Source organism: Mesorhizobium sp. P2_E7 (assembly GCF_056403855.1).
The window spans coordinates 1,167,299-1,187,998 of the sequence record NZ_JBFUER010000001.1 but is presented as its reverse complement, the minus strand read 5'-3'; the positions used below and the strand labels follow the sequence as shown (position 1 = coordinate 1,187,998).

Annotated in this window: 19 protein-coding genes and 1 pseudogene; 11 read left to right on the top strand and 9 right to left on the bottom strand. The window is 63.2% G+C overall.

All coding sequences use genetic code 11. The features are described from left to right. Window positions 1-92: 92 nt before the first annotated feature. Both AC1DYC_RS05990 and AC1DYC_RS05985 read left to right on the top strand, forming a co-directional pair. Window positions 93-326, top strand: coding sequence for a DUF1289 domain-containing protein (locus AC1DYC_RS05990; protein WP_477408189.1), 234 nt, complete (start codon window positions 93-95; stop codon window positions 324-326). Between the two features lie 13 nt (window positions 327-339). Further along, on the top strand, window positions 340-1,044 hold the full coding sequence (locus AC1DYC_RS05985) for a TIGR02281 family clan AA aspartic protease (RefSeq protein ID WP_477404731.1): 705 nt from the start codon (window positions 340-342) through the stop codon (window positions 1,042-1,044). 5 nt (window positions 1,045-1,049) lie between these two features. Here AC1DYC_RS05985 and dusA read toward each other — a convergent pair whose 3' ends face one another. Continuing rightward, a complete protein-coding gene (dusA, locus tag AC1DYC_RS05980) occupies window positions 1,050-2,051 on the bottom strand; it encodes a tRNA dihydrouridine(20/20a) synthase DusA (RefSeq protein WP_477404729.1) in 1,002 nt (333 codons plus the stop codon). A 263-nt stretch (window positions 2,052-2,314) separates the two neighbouring features. Continuing rightward, entirely contained in the window at window positions 2,315-2,458 is a 144-nt protein-coding gene (locus tag AC1DYC_RS05975; RefSeq protein WP_477404727.1) for a hypothetical protein, read from the bottom strand. A gap of 163 nt (window positions 2,459-2,621) precedes the next feature. On the opposite strand from AC1DYC_RS05975, the gene AC1DYC_RS05970 reads away from it, so the two are divergent. The 3 genes and pseudogenes from AC1DYC_RS05970 (at window position 2,622) to AC1DYC_RS05960 (ending at window position 4,962) form a co-directional block, all read left to right on the top strand. Beyond that, on the top strand, window positions 2,622-3,812 hold the full coding sequence (locus tag AC1DYC_RS05970) for a hypothetical protein (protein WP_477404725.1): 1,191 nt from the start codon (window positions 2,622-2,624) through the stop codon (window positions 3,810-3,812). Window positions 3,813-3,915: 103 nt separating this feature from the next. Continuing rightward, window positions 3,916-4,059: pseudogene (locus AC1DYC_RS05965) on the top strand (LacI family DNA-binding transcriptional regulator); the annotation flags it as partial. 60 nt (window positions 4,060-4,119) lie between these two features. Further along, window positions 4,120-4,962: a LacI family DNA-binding transcriptional regulator gene (locus tag AC1DYC_RS05960; protein WP_477408187.1), complete on the top strand. Its 843-nt coding sequence runs from the start codon at window positions 4,120-4,122 to the stop codon at window positions 4,960-4,962. A gap of 31 nt (window positions 4,963-4,993) precedes the next feature. Here AC1DYC_RS05960 and AC1DYC_RS05955 read toward each other — a convergent pair whose 3' ends face one another. Together AC1DYC_RS05955 and AC1DYC_RS05950 are read right to left on the bottom strand one after the other, a co-directional pair. Next, entirely contained in the window at window positions 4,994-5,155 is a 162-nt protein-coding gene (locus tag AC1DYC_RS05955) for a hypothetical protein (protein WP_477307048.1), read from the bottom strand. A 180-nt stretch (window positions 5,156-5,335) separates the two neighbouring features. Then, a complete protein-coding gene (locus tag AC1DYC_RS05950; protein ID WP_477404723.1) occupies window positions 5,336-5,638 on the bottom strand; it encodes a DUF982 domain-containing protein in 303 nt (100 codons plus the stop codon). A gap of 191 nt (window positions 5,639-5,829) precedes the next feature. Between AC1DYC_RS05950 and AC1DYC_RS05945 the strand changes: the two genes are divergently transcribed. The 5 genes from AC1DYC_RS05945 to AC1DYC_RS05925 all read left to right on the top strand — a co-directional run bounded on the left by AC1DYC_RS05945 (window position 5,830) and on the right by AC1DYC_RS05925 (window position 13,432). Beyond that, window positions 5,830-6,891: a glycosyltransferase family 4 protein gene (locus AC1DYC_RS05945; RefSeq protein WP_477404721.1), complete on the top strand. Its 1,062-nt coding sequence runs from the start codon at window positions 5,830-5,832 to the stop codon at window positions 6,889-6,891. A 43-nt stretch (window positions 6,892-6,934) separates the two neighbouring features. Beyond that, complete coding sequence (locus tag AC1DYC_RS05940) at window positions 6,935-9,097, top strand: amylo-alpha-1,6-glucosidase (protein ID WP_477404719.1); 2,163 nt, start codon at window positions 6,935-6,937, stop codon at window positions 9,095-9,097. Window positions 9,098-9,229: 132 nt separating this feature from the next. After that, complete coding sequence (locus AC1DYC_RS05935; protein ID WP_477404717.1) at window positions 9,230-11,011, top strand: alpha,alpha-trehalose-phosphate synthase (UDP-forming); 1,782 nt, start codon at window positions 9,230-9,232, stop codon at window positions 11,009-11,011. Further along, the gene (gene otsB / locus AC1DYC_RS05930) at window positions 11,008-11,778 is read left to right on the top strand and encodes a trehalose-phosphatase (protein WP_477404715.1); all 771 of its coding nucleotides are present in this window, start codon (window positions 11,008-11,010) and stop codon (window positions 11,776-11,778) included. Before AC1DYC_RS05935 ends, otsB begins: the two co-directional genes overlap by 4 nt. Window positions 11,779-11,974: 196 nt before the next feature. Continuing rightward, window positions 11,975-13,432 carry an NCS1 family nucleobase:cation symporter-1 gene (locus tag AC1DYC_RS05925; RefSeq protein ID WP_477404713.1) on the top strand — a complete coding sequence of 486 codons (1,458 nt, stop codon included), beginning with the start codon at window positions 11,975-11,977 and terminating at the stop codon, window positions 13,430-13,432. A 74-nt stretch (window positions 13,433-13,506) separates the two neighbouring features. Here the strand turns inward: AC1DYC_RS05925 and AC1DYC_RS05920 are convergent, their stop codons facing one another. The 5 genes from AC1DYC_RS05920 to tpiA form a co-directional block, all read right to left on the bottom strand. Beyond that, window positions 13,507-14,052: a DUF1697 domain-containing protein gene (locus tag AC1DYC_RS05920; protein WP_477404711.1), complete on the bottom strand. Its 546-nt coding sequence runs from the start codon at window positions 14,050-14,052 to the stop codon at window positions 13,507-13,509. 15 nt (window positions 14,053-14,067) lie between these two features. Further along, a complete protein-coding gene (locus AC1DYC_RS05915) occupies window positions 14,068-15,705 on the bottom strand; it encodes a CTP synthase (protein ID WP_477304330.1) in 1,638 nt (545 codons plus the stop codon). A 156-nt stretch (window positions 15,706-15,861) separates the two neighbouring features. Continuing rightward, the gene (locus AC1DYC_RS05910) at window positions 15,862-16,980 is read right to left on the bottom strand and encodes a L,D-transpeptidase (protein ID WP_477404709.1); all 1,119 of its coding nucleotides are present in this window, start codon (window positions 16,978-16,980) and stop codon (window positions 15,862-15,864) included. Window positions 16,981-17,182: 202 nt separating this feature from the next. After that, complete coding sequence (secG, locus tag AC1DYC_RS05905; protein ID WP_477404707.1) at window positions 17,183-17,680, bottom strand: preprotein translocase subunit SecG; 498 nt, start codon at window positions 17,678-17,680, stop codon at window positions 17,183-17,185. Window positions 17,681-17,877: 197 nt separating this feature from the next. Next, window positions 17,878-18,648: a triose-phosphate isomerase gene (tpiA, locus tag AC1DYC_RS05900; RefSeq protein ID WP_477404705.1), complete on the bottom strand. Its 771-nt coding sequence runs from the start codon at window positions 18,646-18,648 to the stop codon at window positions 17,878-17,880. Between the two features lie 146 nt (window positions 18,649-18,794). Between tpiA and AC1DYC_RS05895 the strand changes: the two genes are divergently transcribed. Continuing rightward, a complete protein-coding gene (locus AC1DYC_RS05895) occupies window positions 18,795-20,690 on the top strand; it encodes a peptidyl-prolyl cis-trans isomerase (protein WP_477404703.1) in 1,896 nt (631 codons plus the stop codon). Window positions 20,691-20,700: the final 10 nt, after the last annotated feature.

The following is a 20,700-nucleotide window of genomic DNA, read 5'->3' as shown; positions in this document are numbered from 1 at the left end:
CGGCGAAATCCGAAGGGCTTGCATTGGCTTTGCCGTTGCACCATGTGGAAGCGAGACAAGGGATTCCGCAAAGGAATCTCCAAGAGAACATCATGACGGCCATCGAATCTCCGTGCATCCTGGTCTGTTCGATCGACATGAAAACCGGCTTCTGCTTCGGGTGCGGCCGCACGCGCGATGAAATCGGCGCCTGGATGGACATGACGCCGGAAACCCGACGCGACGTCATGGCAAAATTGCCTGCCCGGCTGGAAACGGTCGAGCGCCGGCCGCGCCGGGAAACCCGCCGCACCCGCATGGCGCGCGAGCGCGACGTCCTCTCGTGAAACGGCAGGTCCAATGAACCGACTGTTCTGGATCGTGATGGCGGCAATCGGCATCACGGTAGTGCTGCTGATAATCAACAACGACGCCGGCAGGACGTTCGGCATCGAGAATTATGATTTCAGCCGGCTGGTCTGGCTGGGCGCGATCGGCGTGCTGGTCGGCGCCGGCCTGATCCGATCCGGCAGGCCGCTCAGCGCCATGGCCCGCAATCTCGGCACCTGGGCCGTGATCGTGCTGGCGCTCGTCGCCGGCTACCAGTACCGCTACGAGTTGCAGGATTTCGCCAGCCGGGTGACGGCGGGCCTCGTTCCCGGCAGCCCGCTGGCGCTCGGCGTCGAGGACGGCCATGCCACCGTGACCCTGGACAATGCCGACAGCGGCCATTTCGAAGCCCGCATCACCGTCAATGGCGCGTCGATCCGCACCGTGGTCGATACCGGCGCGACCAGCACGGTGCTGACGGCCGAAGACGCGCAAGCCGCCGGCTTCAATCCGGCAGCACTGAGCTTCACCGTCCCGGTCTCGACCGCCAACGGCATGGCGCGCGCCGCTTCGGTGAGAACCGACGAACTGGCCATCGGCGGTATCGTGCGCAAGAACATGCAGGTCATGGTCGCCGCACCGGGCGCGCTCAGCCAGAGCCTGCTGGGCATGAATTTCATCGGCTCGCTGTCGGGCTTCGACGTGCGCGGCGACCGGATGATTTTGCGCGACTGAACCGCTTAAGCGGCCTGTTCGGTGCGGCCGAAGTCGACAGCCGCGAAAGCAGCCTTCAACACGTCCGGTCCAGCACCGGGTTTCGTCGCATCCGTCGAGAGAATCTGCCGGAAGCGGCGCGCGCCGGGCAGACCGTGGAACAGCCCAACCATGTGGCGGGTGACGTGGCCGAGCCGGCCGCCCTGCTCTATGTGGCGGGCCGCATAGTCGGCCATCGTGTCGATCAGCGCGGCGAAATCGAATGGGCCGGGTTCAGCCCCATAAAACGCTGCATCGACGCCGGCCAGAATGCCCGGCGTGTGGTAGGCGGCGCGGCCAAGCATGGCGCCATCGACATGGTCGAGGTGGAGAGCAGCCTCTTCGAGCGATTGAATGCCGCCATTGATGCCGATGAATTTGTTCTGTTTTCCGACCTTGAGGCGATAGACCCTGTCATAGTCGAGCGGCGGGATATCGCGATTTTCCTTCGGACTCAGCCCCTCCAGCCAGGCCTTGCGCGCATGCACCCAGAGCGCGTCGGCGCCAGCCGCGAACACACCGTTGGCCAGCGCGTCGAGGGCGGGCTCGGGATCCTGCTCGTCGACGCCGATACGGCATTTGACCGTCACCGGGATCTTCACCGCCGCCTTCATCGCCGCCACGGTACCGGCGACGAGGTCAGGCACCTTCATCAGGCAAGCGCCGAACGTGCCCGACTGGACGCGATCCGACGGGCAGCCGACATTGAGATTGATCTGGTCGTAGCCGAAGGCCTCGCCGATGCGCGCCGCCTCGGCCAGCTTTTGCGGATCGGAGCCGCCGAGCTGCAGTGCTACCGGATGTTCGGTGGCGTCGAAGCCAAGCAGCCGCTCGCGCGCGCCATGGATGACGGCATCCGCCACCACCATTTCGGTATAGAGCAGCGCGCGGCGCGTCAGCTGGCGATGGAAGAACCGGCAATGCCGATCCGTCCAGTCCATCATGGGGGCGACCGAAATCCGGACGCTTTTATAGTTGTTATCTTGCATTCCTGGTGACTTTGCCGCTGCCAACGGTTCGAATTGCCGCTCACATAAGCGATTTCGCGGCATTTTCCTACCCGCAACGCTGGGCGAGCTGGGTGTTGGTGCTCGTGTAGTTGTAGGTGGTCGAGGTCGCCCCCCCGTTGATCAGCGAACGCGTCAGCCGGTTGCCGGCGGCATAATAGGTATAGCTGTCGTCGCCATAGGTGCCGACCCGTTCGTGAGCCGACCGACTAGATCGTACCGGAAGGTTTGCGTCAGGCTCGGAGTCACCCCAAGGCCAGCGCAGGTCCGAGGGTCAAGGCGAAGAAGCCAATGAGCCAGGGCGCGAGGAAACCATAGGCGGCCAGCTGCTCTCGCAGACCAGAGCGGTCGCGAGGCACCTTCCCTTCGAATGCGGCGACTGCCGACATGCCATCCCTCTCCCTGCGGCTCATGAACGGCGATTTTCCAAGCCGGACACCTCCGATGCTGGGCAAACTAGGATTCGAAACTTTTCCTTCGAAAGAAAGTTTTTCTCTTTACGGAATTTTCGTCAACGTGCGAAATGACCTGCAATCGAACAGGGTCAGCACAATGGGCATCGAACGAAGCAGCTATTTCCAGGCCGTCGAGGTGACCGATCCGGATTCCCAGCGCGACCGTCGCCAGCAGGCGTTGGCCCGCTGCATCGATCGGCTGCGCGCCACGATGCCCGTCATCGGCCTGCGCAATCCCAAGATCGGCCTTGCCGACAACACATGGAGCTACTGCGGCCCTTATGATTGGGTGATCAGTTTCCAGGCAGGACAATTGTGGCTGGCGCTGCAGCTGACGGGCGATCCGATTTTCCTGAACGCAGCCCGTGCCCGCCGCCCTGTGTCCCGGGGCATTCTGGCCAACCACAACGCGCAGGATCACGATCTGGGCTTTCAGTTCTCGCTGGGTTGCGTCTCCGATTGGCTGATGACCGGCGATCGGGAAGCGCATCGGATGGCGCTTGAGGCCGCGACGGCCTTGCTGGGCAGGTATCGACCGGAAGGTCGTTACATCCAGGCCTGGAACGCGCGTTCCATTCATGGCGGGACGCGGGCCGAGTTCGCCAATGGCCGTATCATTGCCGACACGATGCAAAACCTCGCCCTGCTCCACTGGGCGCATGGCGAGACCGGGCGCATGGACTTTTACGAAGTCGCCGAGGGACATGCCGCAACCACGTTGAAACATGTGGTGCGCGCCGATGACACCAGCTTCCACACTTTCGTTTTCGATCCGGCCAGCGGCAAGCCGCTGCGTGGCGAGACCCATCAGGGCTATGCCGACGATTCCTGCTGGTCGCGCGGTCAGGCCTGGCTGATCCATGGCTTTGCGCAGTGCGCCGCCACCACCGGCAACCCGCTCTGTCTGGATGCAGCCCGCCGCCTTGCCGCCAAGGCCGAGGCGTTGATGGAAACCGACGGCGTCCCGGCCTGGGACTATTCGGTGCCCGATGCCGTCAACGCGCCGCGCGACAGCTCCGCCGGCGCGATCATGGCTGCCGGCGTCTATATGCTTGCCCACCAATGCGAGCCCGAAGAGGCCGCGCGCTGGCGTGTGTTCGGCGCGCGCTTGCTTGCCGGACTGCTCGACAGTTGTGATCTCACCGAAGATCCGGAAGCGCAGGGCCTGCTCGCGCATGGTGCTGCGCATGTCACTGCCGGCTTTTCGGACAATATGCTTCCCTACGGCGACTACTATTTCATGGAAGCCTTGATGCGTTCTCTTGGGCATACCCAGTTCTTTTGGTAGAGAATCCCAGTTCTTTTGTTAGAGAATCAACGCCAATGCGCAGTAACCTGCCGGCACGACGATCAGGAACTCAGCAAACGCAGCACCGGAAGCATCATTCCTGATGGACGACGAAGCCAACGCCCCGACCCTTCGCGACATTGCCGATGCGGCTGGCGTTTCGGTGGCTTCCGTTTCAAAGGTTCTCAACAACAGGAGCGGCGTTGGCGAGGAGAGCCGGCGCAAGATCCTCGATATCGCCGAGCGTTACGGATACCAGGGCAAGACGGCACGGTCGCTGCACAAGGCAGGTGTCGACAGCGTCGCAATGCTGATGCCGGCGGAATTCTATTCACGTTCGCAGTTCTACGAGGACGTCATCCGCGGCGCCCTGGACGAGGCGGCCGCCCATTCGCTCAAAATCGACGTGCGCCTGATTTCGCTCGATTCGGTGGTGGCCGAGGTGGAGGAGCTGCTGCAAGCCGGCAAGACCGGAGCGGTCGTCGCGATCGGCCTTGACCAGCCGGAGGCGCTGGAACGGATCATCGCCAGCAAGCTGCCGGCCGTTCTCGTCAACGGCATGGACCGGACGATGCGCCTGAACAGTGTCCTGCCCGACAACTGGTCGGCGGGTTGGCTCGCCACGCAGCGCCTGTTGAGCGCCGGGCACCGCGAAATCGTTCATGTCGCACTGCCGCATCGCCTGTCCTTGCGCCGACGGCTTGAGGGTTTCAGGGTTGCGCTCGAGGAAGCCGGCATCCGGTTCGATCCGCAACGCCATGTCCTGGACTTGTCTAAATTCGGCGTCCAGGAATCACAAACGCAGCAGGTCGTCCGCCAGGCGCTGCAGGACGGCACCTTGGCCGATGCAACTGCCTTTTTCTGCAGTACCGACATCGTGGCGCTGGGCGTCATGCAGGCGCTGCAAAGCAGTGGCTTCACGGTTCCCGATGATTTTTCCGTCATCGGTCTCGACGACATCGCCGTTGCCCTTCATAGCCGCCCGCCCCTGACGACTATCCGCATCGACCGTCTCGAACTGGGCCGCGCCGGCATACAGATGCTGATGAAACGCATCGCGGATCCGGGCGCAAACATTGTGCGCGTCAACATCGGCGTGCGCCTGGTCGAACGCGCCACTGTTGGCCCGGTGCGAAAAAAGCCCTTGTGAAGCGTCTGCGGATAGCCGTCCGATAGACGGCTCAATTGTTCGAGCGTCTGTCGACGTAGGTGTAGACACCGGCCCCTATGGCGACCGCACCGACCGTGATCACGATCGAAGGCGCGCCCATCAAACTGGCGAGGACCGCCCAGATGAGGGCGATGACGATAGCGCCGAGTGTTCCCAGGATCAGTCTCGGCAATGTCTGCCCTCCACGTGCGGACCGTCCGTGGATTGGCGATCAACCACCGGTCACGCACGGCATGAAAGCACAGTGTAGCCCGTGAAGTGAAGGGCCGGCCGGGAATACGCTGGTGTAAAAAAGGACGGCCCGGGCCACAACGGCACAGGCGTTCAATCACAAAATGGCTGGGCCAGGCCCCTAGCGCCTCAACTCGTAGACTTCGGCCATACTTTCGCCGCCCATCGGCATCGCCATATCATCGTCGAGCAGGCGGGTGATGCGGGCAAACCCCGTAAACGCCTTCCTTGCCTCCTCGGCCGACATCCGGCCCGACAGGGCTGCGGAGCAGCAATTCACGGCGCATTGGTAGACCGGTCCACGCCGTCCCGACGGCCATTTCTGCAGAAAGACCATCGCTTCGGCAACGCTATCGACTTCCTCGACGGGGTGTCCTTGCCCGCGCGCAATGCGCACCGGCGTAAAAAAATGCAAGCGGTCCATTTTGTTCTCTCCCTGGTCGGCCGCAGTGCGAACCAACCCTATAGAATTCGCGAACAGCGAGTTGGTTCCCGCTTCTTGCAAAAAAATTCGCGCGGGTTGGCTTGGGATTGTCGGCGGCTGCTTTTATCCGGAACGTTACGCCCGCTGACGCATTTCGCTCCCGTGTTCGCCTTTTGAGGGACAGTCCAATCATGCGCATAGCCCACGTCGCCCCCTTGCACGAATCCGTGCCGCCCAGGCTCTACGGCGGCACCGAGCGGATCGTTTCCTACCTCACCGAAGGTCTGGTCGATCTCGGCCATGAGGTGACGCTGTTTGCCAGCGGCGACAGCCACACCTCGGCCAGACTGATACCCGGACGCGAACGCGCGCTGCGCCTCGATCCACGCCCGCTGAAGTCAGAGACAGCAGCGCATCTTGCGATGCTTGCCGATGTGAGGAATCGTGCCGATGAGTTTGATATCATTCATTTTCACCTCAGCCATTTTCTGCATTTTTCGTTCTTCGAGCAGATGCCGGACAAGACGGTGACGACGCCGCATGGCCGGCTGGACTATGTCGATCTGGCGCCGGCCTATGAGCGCTTTCCACGCTTTCCCCTGATCTCGATCTCGCGCAGCCAGAGAACCGGGCTCGCCAAGGCCAATTGGCTAGCCACCATCCATCACGGGCTGCCGATTGGCCTCTACCAGCCGACCTTCCAGTCGGGGGTGGACGAACCATATCTTGCCTTTCTCGGCCGGCTGTCGCGCGACAAGCGGCCGGACCGCGCCATCGATATCGCCTTGCGCTCCGGAATGAAGCTCAAGCTGGCGGCCAAGATCGGCGATGACGACCGCGCCTATTTCCACGAGACGATCGAACCGCTGATCGACGGCGACCGCATCGACTATGTCGGCGAGATCGCCGAGGACGAGAAGGCTGAATTCCTCGGCAATGCCGCCGGGCTCCTGTTTCCGATCGATTGGCCGGAGCCGTTCGGCCTTGCCGCGGTCGAGGCGATGGCCTGCGGCACGCCAACCATCGGCTGGAACTGCGGCGCGCTGCCGGAAGTCATCGACCATGGCGTTACCGGCTTTATCGTCGATTCGCGTGACGCCGCCGTCGCCGCGGTGCCAGCCTTGCTGCAGCTCGACCGTCGAAAGGTGCGAGCCGTCTTCGAAAAGCGGTTCTCCGCCAGCAGGATGGCCCGCGACTATCTCTCTGCCTATGCGCGCCTGATCGGCATTCCAGCTGAAGCGAAAGCGTCTTGAGCGACGCCGGATGCTCCAAAGCCAAAACAGAGATTTGTGACTGATGACCCAACTTGACGAGCGCAAGCTCGACCCTGCCGTGGCCCTTGCCTCCCTCGACGAAACAGCGCCGCGCGAGCCTCACCGGCTGTTCGCCCTGAAACAAGGCGATTGTTTTGCGGTGGCCGATGCCTATGGCGATATCAGGGGTGCGGGCGACGGGTTCTTCCGTGACGACACTCGCGTTTTGTCAGAGTTCCGGCTCACCGTTGGCGGCCGGCAGACATCGCTGCTCGGCGCCTCGCTCAGCCAGGACAATGTGCTGTTCACCAGCAATTTGACCAACCTGCCGATGCAAAGTGTCGGCGGCCGCGACATCCCCCAGGGCGCAATCCACATCGAACGCGTCAGGCTGCTGTGGCAGGATCGGCTGTTCGAGCGCATCACCCTTTCCAACTACAGCCAGGAGCATTCGGCGATCCGCATCTCGCTGCACTTCGCCGCCGATTTCCGCGACATGTTCGAGGTGCGCGGCTCGACCAGGCCAAAACGCGGCACGGCGCATGCGGCCGAGATAGATGCGACTTCCGTGCTCTTGCGTTACGACGGACTGGACGGTCTGGCACGGCAGTCCGCAATCTCGTTTTCGCAGCCGCCGGACCAATTGAGTGCCGAGCGCGCGGATTTCCTCATCGCGGTGACCAAGCGCAGCAGCAAGGTATTCTATGTCGAGGTTGGTCCGGAACTGGCCGAGCCGCCCGACCGCGACCGGTTCCGGGCGGCTGCGGCGCGCGCCCGCTTCGGCATGCGGGCCAAGCGCCGCCATGGCGCCACGGTGCACAGTTCGGGCCGCGTCTTCAACGACTGGGTGGAACGTGCCCGCGCCGATGTGGCCTTGCTGACCACCGAGCTGTCGACCGGCCCCTACCCCTATGCCGGCATTCCCTGGTTTTCCACCGCCTTCGGCCGCGACGGCGTCATCTCGGCGCTGCAGATGCTGTGGCTCAATCCCGGCCTGGCGCGCGGCGTGCTCACCTTCCTGGCCCAGCACCAGGCGACCGAGACATCACCGTTCAGCGACTCGCAGCCCGGCAAGATCATGCACGAGACGCGCAAGGGCGAGATGGTGGCGCTGCAAGAGCTGCCCTTCGGCCGCTACTATGGCGGCGTCGACACCACGCCGCTCTACATCCACCTTGCCTGCGCCTATGCAGAGCGCACCGGCGACATGGACTTCATCGCCAGCCTGTGGCCGTCGCTTTGCGCCGCCGCCGAGTGGACGGAAGAGGCAAGCCGGGCGACCGGCTTCGTTACCTATCAGCGGGCCGCCGAATCCGGCCTCGCCAATCAGGGCTGGAAGGACAGTTTCGATTCTGTCTTCCACGCCGACGGGCGCATTCCCAAGGGTCCGATCGCGCTGGTGGAAGTGCAAGGCTATGTCTTTGCCGCCTTCAGGGGCCTGGCGGCGCTCGCCCGCCGCCGGGGCGAGTTCGCGCAAGCCGATCACTGGGAAAACCGCGCCGAAGAGATGCGGATCGCCGTCGAGCGCGATTTCTGGCTTGACGATCTCGGCTTCTATGCGCTCGCCATCGATGGCGCCGGCGAACCCTGCAAGGTGCGCACGTCCAATGCCGGGCATTTGCTCTATGTCGGGCTGCCCGAGCCGGCGCGGGCGCAAATGGTCGCCGACCAGCTGCTTTCGGCATCCTTCCAGTCCGGCTGGGGGGTGAGAACGCTTGCCGACGATGCGGTGCTGTTCAACCCGATGTCGTACCACAACGGTTCGATCTGGCCGCACGACACGGCGATTTGCGGCGCCGGCCTGGCGCGGTTTGGCGAGCGCGACAATGTGGTGCGGCTGATGAGCGGCACGTTCGAATCCGCCGTGCATTTCAACATGCGGCTGCCGGAACTGTTCTGCGGTTTTACCCGCTCGGTCGGCGAAGCGCCGATCGCCTATCCCGTTGCCTGCTTGCCGCAGGCCTGGTCGGCGGGCTCGGCCTTCATGCTGATGCAGGCTTGCCTCGGCCTGGAAATCGACGGTTGGAACGGCGAAATCCATGTCACCCGGCCGCGCCTGCCGATCGGCATCGACACGCTGACCCTCAGGCATCTGGGTGTCGGCGAAAACAAGGTCGATCTCACTTTCCAGCGCGTCGGTGACCGCGTCGTCGCCTTTCTCGCCGACCGCCATGAAGGGCTGGTTCCGCTGATCGTGCGAAGCTGAGTTGGGTCTTTTCGCGGGAACCGATCGCAGTTTTGTGCGTTGCAAAATGACAGCCCCCGGCGGCCGGCCGCGGGCGAGCGTGTTCAAATTCAACGAAGAAGAATGACCGCCGAAGGCGGAGATTGGCACTCAATGACAAATTATGGCGTCGACATGCTCTGGATCGTGATCCTGGCAAGCCTAGGCCTATCCGCCCTCGCCGTCCTGTTTTCGATATCCCGGCAGCGCGGCAGCCACCCACCAGCCGCTCGAGCGGCGGGCGAGGATGTGGCGGCGGAGGCGGCGCGCAAGGTCATGCGCGAGTTTGAAAAGAACGGCCAGTCCGTCGATGCAGCCCTTGTGACATGGTCACCCGAAACCTTGCGCAAGATCCTCGCCGACGACCTGCCGGATGCGCAGGTCATCGTCGTCTCCAACCGCGAACCTTACATCCACAACGTCAAGGACAATGGCGTCGAGCTTGTGGTGCCTGCCAGCGGACTGGTGTCGGCGCTGGAGCCTATCACACGCGCCTGCGGCGGCACCTGGATCGCCTATGGCGGCGGTAGCGCGGATCGTCTCACCGTCGACGGGAACGACCGGGTTCCGGTGCCACCGAACAAACCGTCCTACACGCTGCGCCGCGTCTGGCTGAGCGAGGAGGAATATCAAGGCTACTATCTCGGCTTTGCCAATGAAGGCCTGTGGCCGCTCTGCCATATCGCCTTCACCCGGCCGATCTTCCGCTCCTCGGACTGGGAGGCCTATGAGGCCGTCAACCGCAAATTCGCCGATACGGTGGTGGCAGAGGCGCGCAACGAGCGGCCGATCGTGCTGGTCCAGGATTACCATTTCGCGCTTTTGCCGCGCATGATCCGCGAGCGCCTGCCGGAGGCGATCATCATCACCTTCTGGCATATCCCGTGGCCGAACTCCGAAGTCTTCAGCATCTGCCCGTGGCGCGAGCGCATCCTCGAGGGGCTGCTCGGAAGCTCGATCATCGGCTTCCACACCCAGTTCCACGCCAACAATTTTACCGAAAGCGTCGATCGCTTCCTGGAAAGCCGTATCGAACGAGCCGATGCGGCGATCTCCTATGGCGGGCAGACGACGCTGGTGCATGCCTATCCGATCTCCATCGAATGGCCGGCCGAGTTGCTGGCAAAACTGCCGACAGTCGAGGAATGCCGCAGCCGCCTGCGCGACAGGTTCGGCCTGCGGCCGGACGTCAAGCTCTGCATCGGCGTCGAACGGCTGGATTACACCAAGGGCATTCTCGACCGCTTTCAGGCTTTGGACGAGCTGTTCACGCGCCATCCCGAATGGATCGGCAAACTGGTCTTCCTGCAGATCGCCGCGCCCAGCCGCGGCACGCTGCCGGCCTATCAGCAACTGTATGACGAATGCATGCGCTATGCCGATGAGCTCAACCAGCGCTATGGCAGCAGCGACGGCTACAAGCTGGTCATCATGGTGACCGAACATCACTCGCAGGAGCAGGTCTACGAGATTTACCGCGCCGCCGACATCTGCATGGTCACCAGCCTGCATGACGGCATGAACCTCGTCGCCAAGGAATTCGTTGCCGCACGCGACGACGAGCAGGGCACTCTTTTGCTCAGCACCTTTGCCGGGGCGTCGCGCGAACTGCTGGAGGCGCTGATCGTCAATCCTTACGACGCGGCGATGATGAGCGCGGCCCTGCAGCAGGCGCTGACCATGCCACCGGAAGAGCAGCGCCAGCGCATGCGCCGCATGCGCGAGAACGTGCGCGACAACAATGTCTATCGCTGGGCCGGCAGCATGCTGCTGGACGCGGCGCGGCTGCGCAAACGCGGCGACCTCGATCGGGCGACAGGTGTGGCTGAGTGGCCAGCAAGCACCGACACCAACATCGTCTCGCTCGTCGAGCGCATGCACAAGGTGGCGTCATGACGAGCCTGCCAACCGCACCCAAACTGCCTGCCGGACAATGGGCGCTTTTCCTCGACATTGACGGCACCTTGCTGGAGCACGCTGCGCACCCGGACGCGGTGTCCGTCAGCGACGAATTGCGCACTCTGCTCGGCGCTATCGACGAACGGCTGGACGGCGCCGTCGCCTTCATTACCGGCCGCTCGGTTGAAGTCGCCGACAGATTGTTTCATCCCCTGAGGCTGCGCGTTGCCGGTCTCTATGGGCTGGAACACCGGCTGACGCCTGACGGTCCTATCGTTGCCGCGGATACTCCCGCCGATATGGCTGCCCTTGCCGACGCCATTGAAGCCGAGCTGGATGACGATCAGGTCCATATCGAGCGCAAGGGCCCTGTCCTCGCCATCCATACGCGCGCGGCGCCGCATCTGCTGGCCAGGGCCACCCAGCTTGTCGAGCAGGCATTGGCCGAGCTTCCCAAGGGCTACCGCGTCATTCCGGGAAACGCCGGCGTTGAGCTGATGCCGCTCGAAGCGGCCAAGGGCGCTGCCGTGCGGCGTTTCATGGCGATCCCGCCCTTTGCCGGGCGGCGGCCGGTCTTCCTCGGCGACGACACCGCCGATGAAAACGGTTTCGAGGCGATCAACGAAGCCGGCGGCATCTCGATCCGGGTCAGGCCGCGCGGTCCCACCGCAGCTCAATACAGGCTCGACGATGTCACCCGCGCCATAGCTTGGCTTGCCGCTAATTTCGAAGCGTCAGCGGCACCTCACCGCAAAGCCTCCTGATCACGGCCGTCAACGGATCGACTCAGAGCCGCTGTTGCGCCGACTTCCGACAAAGGCCGATCGATAAGCGCGATTCTCATTGAATATCTTTAAGGCCAAAGCCGGCAAATGGATTGCTTGCCGGTTCCCCTGCGTCAGGCCTAACCTGCGCGGCCAACGCATGGTGGTGCGTTTGGCAAAAGGGGAGGATTACACCGTGACAATACAAGGCGCATCGCCTGGCCTGTACAATGAGGACCTCGCGCCGGCGAAGGTAAGGAACTGGGGGCCATTCTCGATCTTCAACGTGTGGACGTCGGACGTTCACAGCCTGTGGGGCTATTATCTCGCTGCCAGCCTGTTCCTGTTTTGCGGCGGCTTCGTCAATTTCATCATCGCCATCGGCATCGGCTCGCTGATCATCTATGTGCTGATGAACATGGTCGGCTATGCCGGCGTGAAGACCGGCGTGCCCTACCCCGTGCTGGCGCGTGCCTCCTTCGGCATCTGGGGCGCCAACATTCCGGCCCTGGTGCGCGCCATCGTCGCGTGCTTCTGGTACGGCGCGCAGACTGCCGCGGCCTCCGGCGCCATCGTGGCGCTTCTGACGCGGCTGCCGTGGTTCAACGAGTTCAACCAGACCTCGCATCTTCTTGGCCATTCCACCCTGGAGGTGATCTGCTTCGTCGTCATCTGGGCGCTGCAGCTCCTGATCATCCAGAAGGGCATGGAGACAGTGCGCCGCTTCCAGGATTGGGCGGGACCTGCGGTGTGGGTGATGATGCTGCTCCTGGCGATCTATCTCTGCATCAAATCAGGAACCTTCGCTTTCACCAGCGACATTCCGATGGACGTGTTGCGCGAAAAGACCGCCGATGCCGGCATTCCGGGCGATCCCGGGTCGTGGACTGCACTGTTTGGGGTCGCCGCGATCTGGGTGACCTATTTCTCGGCGCTCTATCTCAACTTCTGCGACTTCGCCCGCTACGCGCCGGACAAGGCCGCGCTGCGCAAGGGCAACATCTGGGGCCTGCCGGTGAACCTGATCCTGTTCTCGCTGGTCGCCGGCGTCACCACCATCGCTGCCTATGACGTCTACCACGAGGTGCTGCTGCATCCCGACCAGATCTCGGCCAAGTTCGACAGCTGGTTCCTGGCAGCACTTGCAGCACTCACCTTCGCTGTGGCGACGCTCGGCATCAACGTGGTGGCCAATTTCGTCTCGCCCGCCTTCGACTTCTCCAACGTCTTTCCGCGCCAGATCGACTTCAAGAAGGGCGGCTACATCGCGGCGGTGATCGCGCTGGTGCTCTATCCCTTCGCACCGTGGGAAGGCAGTGCCGCGCATTTTGTCGGCATCATCGGCGCGACGATGGGGCCGATCTTCGGCGTCATGATGGTCGACTATTATCTGATCCGCAAAGGCGAGGTCGACGTCGAGGCGCTCTACCGCGAGGAAGGCGAGTTCCGCTTCCAGGGCGGCTGGCACGTCAATGCCTTCATCGCCGCCGGCATCGGCGCCATCTTCTCGTCGATCCTGCCCAACTTCACCAGCTGGCTGCCGGCCTGGTGGGGCGTTTATGGCTGGTTCTTCGGCGTGGCCATTGCCGGCGCGATCTACTACGTGCTGCGCACAGCGGCGCTGGGTGCTGGCGCCAAGATGGCGAAGGCGTGAAATGAAGGGAATAGGCAGTAGGGCCTAGGGAGTAGGAACCTACTGCCTACTGCCTACTGCCTACTGCCTACTGCCTACTGCCTACTGCCTACCATCTCAACCAACCTCCGCACCGTGTTCCAGTTGCGCGCGGTGCCGATGCCCATGCGCTTGTGGTTCATCGCCGCAAGCAGCCGCGAGCTTGGCCGCTCGCGCGAAAAGACGACCCAGATGTCGCCGCCGACCGAATCCACCTTCTCGTCCTCAGCGGCATAGGCCTGGAGCGCCGCGACGGCTTCGGCGGGCGCAGGCTTGCGCATCACCCGCACCGCCACCTGATCGCCAGTTTCAGCCGACTCGGCCGGGAACGGGTTTCCGGCGGCGAGCTTCAGCCAGTCCTCGGCAGTGCGCACGATGATGACGACATGGCGGCCGAAGGTTTTTTCGAAGGCCGTTTCCAGCCGCTGTTCCAGCCTGGCGATATCCGTCGCCCGCGCCTCGAAGACCAGATTGCCAGTCGCCACCAAGGTGCGAGGATTCTTTAGCCCGAGGCCTTCGGCCATCGCCTTGAGGTCGGCCATGATGACCCGATGACCCTCACCGAGGATGATGCTGTAGAGCAGCGCGACATAGGTCTGCATGGCAACGCGGCCTGCTTATACCAGCCGTGACTGGTCCACCGCGGCCGAGATGAAGCTGGCGAACAGCGGATGCGGCTCGAGCGGCCGGCTCTTCAGTTCCGGATGATACTGAACACCGATGAACCAGGGATGGTCGGGGTATTCGACCGTCTCCGGCAGCACGCCGTCGGGCGACATGCCGGCAAACACCAGACCGCACTCCTCAAGCTGCGCCTTGTAGTCGATATTGACCTCATAGCGGTGGCGATGGCGCTCGGAAATCTGGGTGTCGCCATAGATGTCGGCGATCTTCGAGCCCTTGGCGAGCTCGGCCTGATAGGCGCCAAGACGCATCGTGCCGCCGAGATCGCCGGTCTCGCGGCGCTTCTCCAGCATGTTGCCTTTCAGCCATTCGGTCATCAGGCCGACCACCGGCTCGTCGGTTGGGCCGAATTCAGTCGACGACGCATGCTCAACACCGGCCAGCGACCGCGCCGCCTCGATGCAGGCCATCTGCATGCCGAAGCAGATGCCGAAATACGGCACTTTTCGCTCACGCGCGAATTTGGCCGCCAGGATCTTGCCTTCCGAACCGCGCTCGCCGAAGCCGCCGGGCACCAGGATGCCATGCACCTTTTCCAGCCACGGCGTCGGGTCTTCCTTCTCGAAGATCTCGCTTTCGATCCAGTCGAGCTTGACCTTGACGCGGTTGGCCATGCCGCCATGCGACAGCGCCTCGATCAGCGATTTGTAGGCGTCCTTGAGGCCGGTGTATTTACCGACGACGGCAATGGTGACCTCGCCTTCCGGATTGTGAATGCGGTTGGACACTGCCTGCCAGGGTTCCATGCGCGGCTTCGGCGCCGGGTCGATGCCGAAGGCGGCCAGCACTTCCGAATCGAGCCCTTCCTTGTGATAGGCCATCGGCACGTCATAGATGTGCGGCACGTCGAGCGCCTGGATGACCGCGCTTTCCCTGACATTGCAGAACAGCGAGAGTTTTCTGCGCTCTTCCTTGGGAATGGCGCGATCGGCGCGCACCAAAAGGATGTCGGGCGCGATGCCGATGCCGCGCAGTTCCTTGACCGAATGCTGGGTCGGCTTGGTCTTCAGCTCGCCGGCCGTCGGGATGTAAGGCATCAAGGTCAGGTGGACATAGACGGCGTTGTTGCGCGGCAGGTCGTTGCCGAGCTGGCGGATCGCTTCCAGGAACGGCATCGCCTCTATATCGCCGACGGTGCCGCCGATCTCGCACAGAACGAAATCGTAGTCGTCATTGCCGTCGAGGACGAAATGCTTGATCTCGTCGGTGACGTGCGGAATGACCTGGACAGTCGCGCCGAGATAGTCGCCGCGCCGCTCGCGCTCGATGATGTTCTTGTAGATGCGGCCGGTGGTGATGTTGTCTTGCTGGTTGGCTGAGCGGCCGGTGAAGCGCTCGTAATGGCCAAGATCGAGATCGGTCTCGGCACCGTCATCGGTGACGAAGACCTCGCCATGCTGGTAAGGCGACATCGTGCCGGGATCGACATTCAGGTAGGGATCGAGTTTTTTGATGCGTGCGCGATAGCCTCGCGCCTGCAAGAGAGCCCCAAGGGCCGCTGCAGCGATGCCTTTTCCAAGTGAGGAAACCACGCCGCCTGTGATGAATACATATCGCGCCATGGGAGTCATCGCTTAACGCGGCCGAATTGATTCCGCCAGAGAAAAAACCGCCGCTGAGGTTTTTTCCAGAGAAGGCGCGATAGTCCCGAAGGTCGAGACTGTAGTTTTTCAGTCAAAACAAAAGGGCCGGCAGAAGCCGGCCCTTTCGGCAGGATTATGAGAACGTCAGATGATGACGACCTTGGTGCCGACCCTGACGCGGCTGTAGAGGTCCATAACGTGCTCGTTGATCATGCGGAAGCAGCCATTGGAGGCGCTGGTTCCGATCGACTGCGGCGCGATGGTGCCGTGGATGCGCAGATGCGTGTCCTTCTTGCCGTCATAGAGATAGATGGCGCGGGCGCCGAGCGGGTTCTGACCGCCGCCGGGCATGCCCTCCTTATACTGGCCATAGTGCTTGGGCTCGCGCTTCTGCATGTCGAGCGTCGGGATCCAGCGCGGCCATTCCTGCTTGTCGCCGACCGCAACCGTGCCCTTGAACTGCAGGCCTTCGCGGCCGACCGCGATGGCATAGCGGCGGGCGGTGAAAGCCGATTCGACGAGGTAGAGGCGGCGTGCGCTGGTATCGATGACGATCGTACCCGGCTCATAGCCGCTGAATTCGACGTCCTGCGGCACGAATTCAGGCTTCACCTTGAACTGCTTCTTGGCTTCGCGCTTGGCGAGCGCCTGGTCGAGAGCGCGCGTCTCGGGAAGATAGGCAATCGAGGAAGCAGACGATGTGCCGCCGAACAGGCCGGCGAAGAGCCCGCCGCTCCTCGGCTTCTGGCCCGGGGCCTCGCTGCGCAATTCGCCATTATTGCCGGTCAGCGCGACGTTCATCGCTTCGACCGGGAGTGGTTCGGTCGACTCGATCGGCGCGATCGGCGTAAGCGGGTCAACTGGCGAGATGATCTTGGTCGTCTTCTTGGACGGCTTGGCGTCGGCGACCACGACCGACTTGCCCTTGCTGGCCAGGAATGCCTGGCGCTCTGCATCGGCCTTGGCTTTCGCCGCCTCGCGCATGGCCAGCTTGCGGGCCTCGAGCGCCTTGGCGCCGGCTGCCGCCTTGTCGGCCGCGATCTTGTCCTCGAGCTTGCTGATCTGAGCCAGATCATCCGAGCTCGGATTTTTCTTCTTCTTGAGAAGCTTCAGCTGCGCCGCATCGCTCTTGGCGGCGACGTTGATGACAGCGGTGTTGCCGACCGCCTGTGGTGAGGTCATTGCCGGAGTGCCGGCGAAGGCCGCGGAGCTCATGCCGAATACGGCACAAAACCCCATGAGAATGAAGCTGCGAAGCTGCATAGCGAAGATCCGATCGTTCAATGCTTGTTGCCCACGGCGTCGCCCGGCGCCCCCCAAGGGCGCAGAAAGTGCCGCGCGCAATCTATAATCGAAGTGCCGGAGGGGCCTCAAGCGGAACGCATGGTCGAATCTTCGTGATCGTGCGCCATTTGCCGCGACTGTGTTGAAACAACAACAGATCGCGGCGTTTGGCCGTGTCCGACTACTGGTTCGGAACCTGCGGCGTGACCGGCAAGGTAACGCCATTGGCAGCCGGCGGCGTGGCCGAATCGGTCGCAGGCGGCGTCGCCGGAGCGGTGGCGGGCGCCGTCGCCGGGGCTGTGGCAGGAGCGGTAGCCGGCGGCGTCGTGGCGGCACCATTGCCAGCAGGCGGCGTCGTGGTGCCGGCAGGCGGCGCCGGCGGCGTCGTGCCTGGCAACTGGTTGAGCACGCCGTTACCGCTGTCGGCCGGCACGCGGTCGAGAATGTCGAGCGGCTTTTCGCCATAGCGCGCAACGATCGACAGCGTCAGCGACGTCACGAAGAAAGCCGCCGCCAGGATCGCCGTCGCCCGCGTCAGCGCATTGGCGGCACCGCGCGCGGTCATGAAGCCGGAACCGCCGCCAATGCCGAGACCACCGCCTTCGGAGCGCTGCAGCAGCACCACGCCGACAAGGGCGAGCACGACCATGAGGTGGATGACGATCAGTACGGTTTCCATATTTTATCCTGGCAAGCCCTGCCGCTCCCTGGCGATCAGGGCCGGTGATTTGGAGGCGGCTCCATACAATGCTTTAACGGCATTTCCAAGCCCGTGGCCGGAATATGGGAAGCAATGCGCCCTTTGCAACGATTTCGGCCGCGCCGCTCCGTTTCATAAGTCGGCGACGGAACTGGCCGGCAACGAGATTTCGGAGCCTACGCGATATTCTGGTAGGCTTCGGCGATGGCGAGAAAATCCGCCGCTTTCAAGCTCGCGCCGCCAACCAGCGCGCCGTCGACGTTTTTGACGCCGAGCAATTCGACAGCATTGGACGGCTTGACCGAGCCGCCATAGAGGATGCGGATCTTGCCGGCCACCGAGGCGCCCAGGCCCTCCGACAGTTTTTCGCGGATATGCGCATGCGCCTCGGCCACGTCGGCGGCGGTCGGCGTCAGGCCGGTGCCGATCGCCCAAACCGGTTCGTAGGCGATGACGGTGTTGGCTGGCGTCGCGCTAGGCGGCACCGAGCCGGCGACCTGGCGCGACAAGACTTCGAGCGCGGCGCCCGCTTCGCGCTCGGCTTTGGTCTCGCCGATGCAGATGATGGCCACAAGCCCGGCGCGCCATGCGGCAGACGCCTTCGCCTGGACAGTCGCATCGTCCTCGCCACGCTGTTCGCGGCATTCGGAATGGCCGACAATGACGTGGCTGGCGCCGGCATCCTTCAGCATCTCGGCCGAGACACAGCCGGTGAAGGCGCCGCTTTCCTTGATATGACAATCCTCGCCACCGGCCCGCACCGGCGTGCGCGACAGGATTTCGGCGGCGCGCGACAGCAAGGTCGCCGGCACACAGACCAAGGCTTCCGTCTCGGCGTCGAGCCCGCTCATAAAACCGTTGCCGATCATCCTGAGCTCGTTCAGCGAGGCGCTGGTGCCGTTCATTTTCCAGTTGCCGGCAACGAGCGGTCGAATTCCTGGCGTCATGGGATCTGGTTCTCCGGGCGACATTGGGGTCTCGCCCTCCCTACCAAAATCAGGCCACAAAGCAATCGACAGTGAGCCGGAAGGGCGCTATTGCGCTTGTTTCAGACTCGGGCGCAGGCAAAACTGCGCAAAAATCGGAAGTAACAATGCTTGGTATATTGAGAAGCGCGGCGGGGACCTGGGTCGCGAAAGCGCTGCTGTCCCTGCTGGTGTTGAGTTTCCTTGCCTGGGGTGTCACCACCCGGATGGCGGGCGGCTTCCTGGCCGGCCATCACGCGGTCATCACCGCCGGCAGCACCACCGTGTCGATCACCGAATACCGCCTGGCCTACGATCGCCAGATCAACATGCTGCAGCAGCAGATCGGCCAGCGCATCAGCCGCGAGCAGGCCAGGGCCTATGGCATCGACAACCAGGTGCTGGCGCAGCTGGTGTCGGGCGCTGTGCTGGACGAACAGGCGCGCAAGCTCGGACTTGGCTTCTCCAAGGACAGGCTGGCCGAACTGACGCGCCAGGAACCTGCGTTCCAGGGCCCGAACGGCCAGTTCGACCGCCGGCTGTTCGAGTCCCGGCTGCGCGACCTCGGCATGCGGCCGGAGGATTATCTGAAGAACCGTGCCCAGGTGGCAGTGCGCCAGCAGATCGTCGAGGCGGTTTCGGACGGTCTCAAGGCGCCGGACACCTTCTTCAAGGCGGTCGCGCTCTATCGCGGCGAAGACCGCACCATCGACTATCTGACTTTGCCGAAGTCGCTGGTCGAGCCGATCGGGGCGCCATCCGACAGCGTGCTCCAGGCCTATTTCGAGACCAACAAGAAGACGTATGCGGCGCCGGAATACCGCAAGTTCTCCTATGTCCGGCTCGAGCCCGAAGACATCATGGATATCGGCGCGGTGACCGACCAGCAGGTCAGCGACGACTACAACAAGAACAAGGGGCGCTACACCACGCCGGAAATGCGCACCATCGAACAGCTGGTGTTTCCGACGGTGGACGCCGCCAAGGCTGCATCCGATTCGCTGAAGACGGGCGCCACCTTCGACAAGATCGTCATCGCGCAGGGCAAGACCCAGGCCGACACGCTGCTTGGCACGCTCTCCAAGGACAAGATCACCGACAAGGCGGTGGCCGATGCTGCATTCGCGCTTGCCCCCAACGAAGTTAGCCCGGTTGTCCAGGGCACGTTCGGCCCGGTGCTTTTGCGCGTCACCGAGATCAAGCCGGAAGTGGTGAAGTCGCTGGCCGAAGTGTCCGACCAGATCCGCAAGGATCTGGCGCTGGGTGAAGCAAGCCGCATCCTGCTCGACGTGCACGACAATTACGAAGACACCCGCGCCGCCGGCAGCACGCTGGCCGAAGCCGCCGCCAAACTGAAGCTCAAGGACGTCACCGTCGACGCCATCGACCGCACCGGCCTCAAGCCGGACGGGACCATCATCAAGGACCTGCCGGCATCGCCGGACCTGATCAAGGCGGTGTTCGAGGCCGAGCCCAATACCGAGAATGAAGCCCTGACCACGACCAACAATGGCTTCGTGTTCTATGAGCTGACATCGATCACACCGGCTCGTGACCGCAAGCTGGACGAGGTCCGCCAGCGGGTGGTGGCCGACTGGACGGCCGAGGAAACGACCAAGCGGCTGACCGCCAAGGCAGACGAGGTCGACAAACGCCTCAAGGCCGGTACCACACTCGACGTCATCGCCGCCGAACTGAAGCTCGAAAAGCAGACCAAGCGCGGCGTCAAACGCGAGGCCGACGACGTCGATTTCGGCAAGGACGGCGCTGCAGCGATGTTCGGCGTCGGCGAAGGCGGCACCGGACTGATCCCCTCGCCCACCGGCGAAGGCCAGATCCTGTTCAAGGTGGCCGAAGTGTTCGAGCCGGCCGGAGCCGACGCCAGTTCGGTGCCCGACGACGCGCAGAAATCCTTCACGCAAGGCATGTCCGACGATCTGCTCGACCAGTTGGTGGCGCAGTTGCAGACGCAATACGCCGTCAGCATCGACCAGGCCGCCGTTGCCCAGGCCCTGGCTCAATGAATGTCTTAAC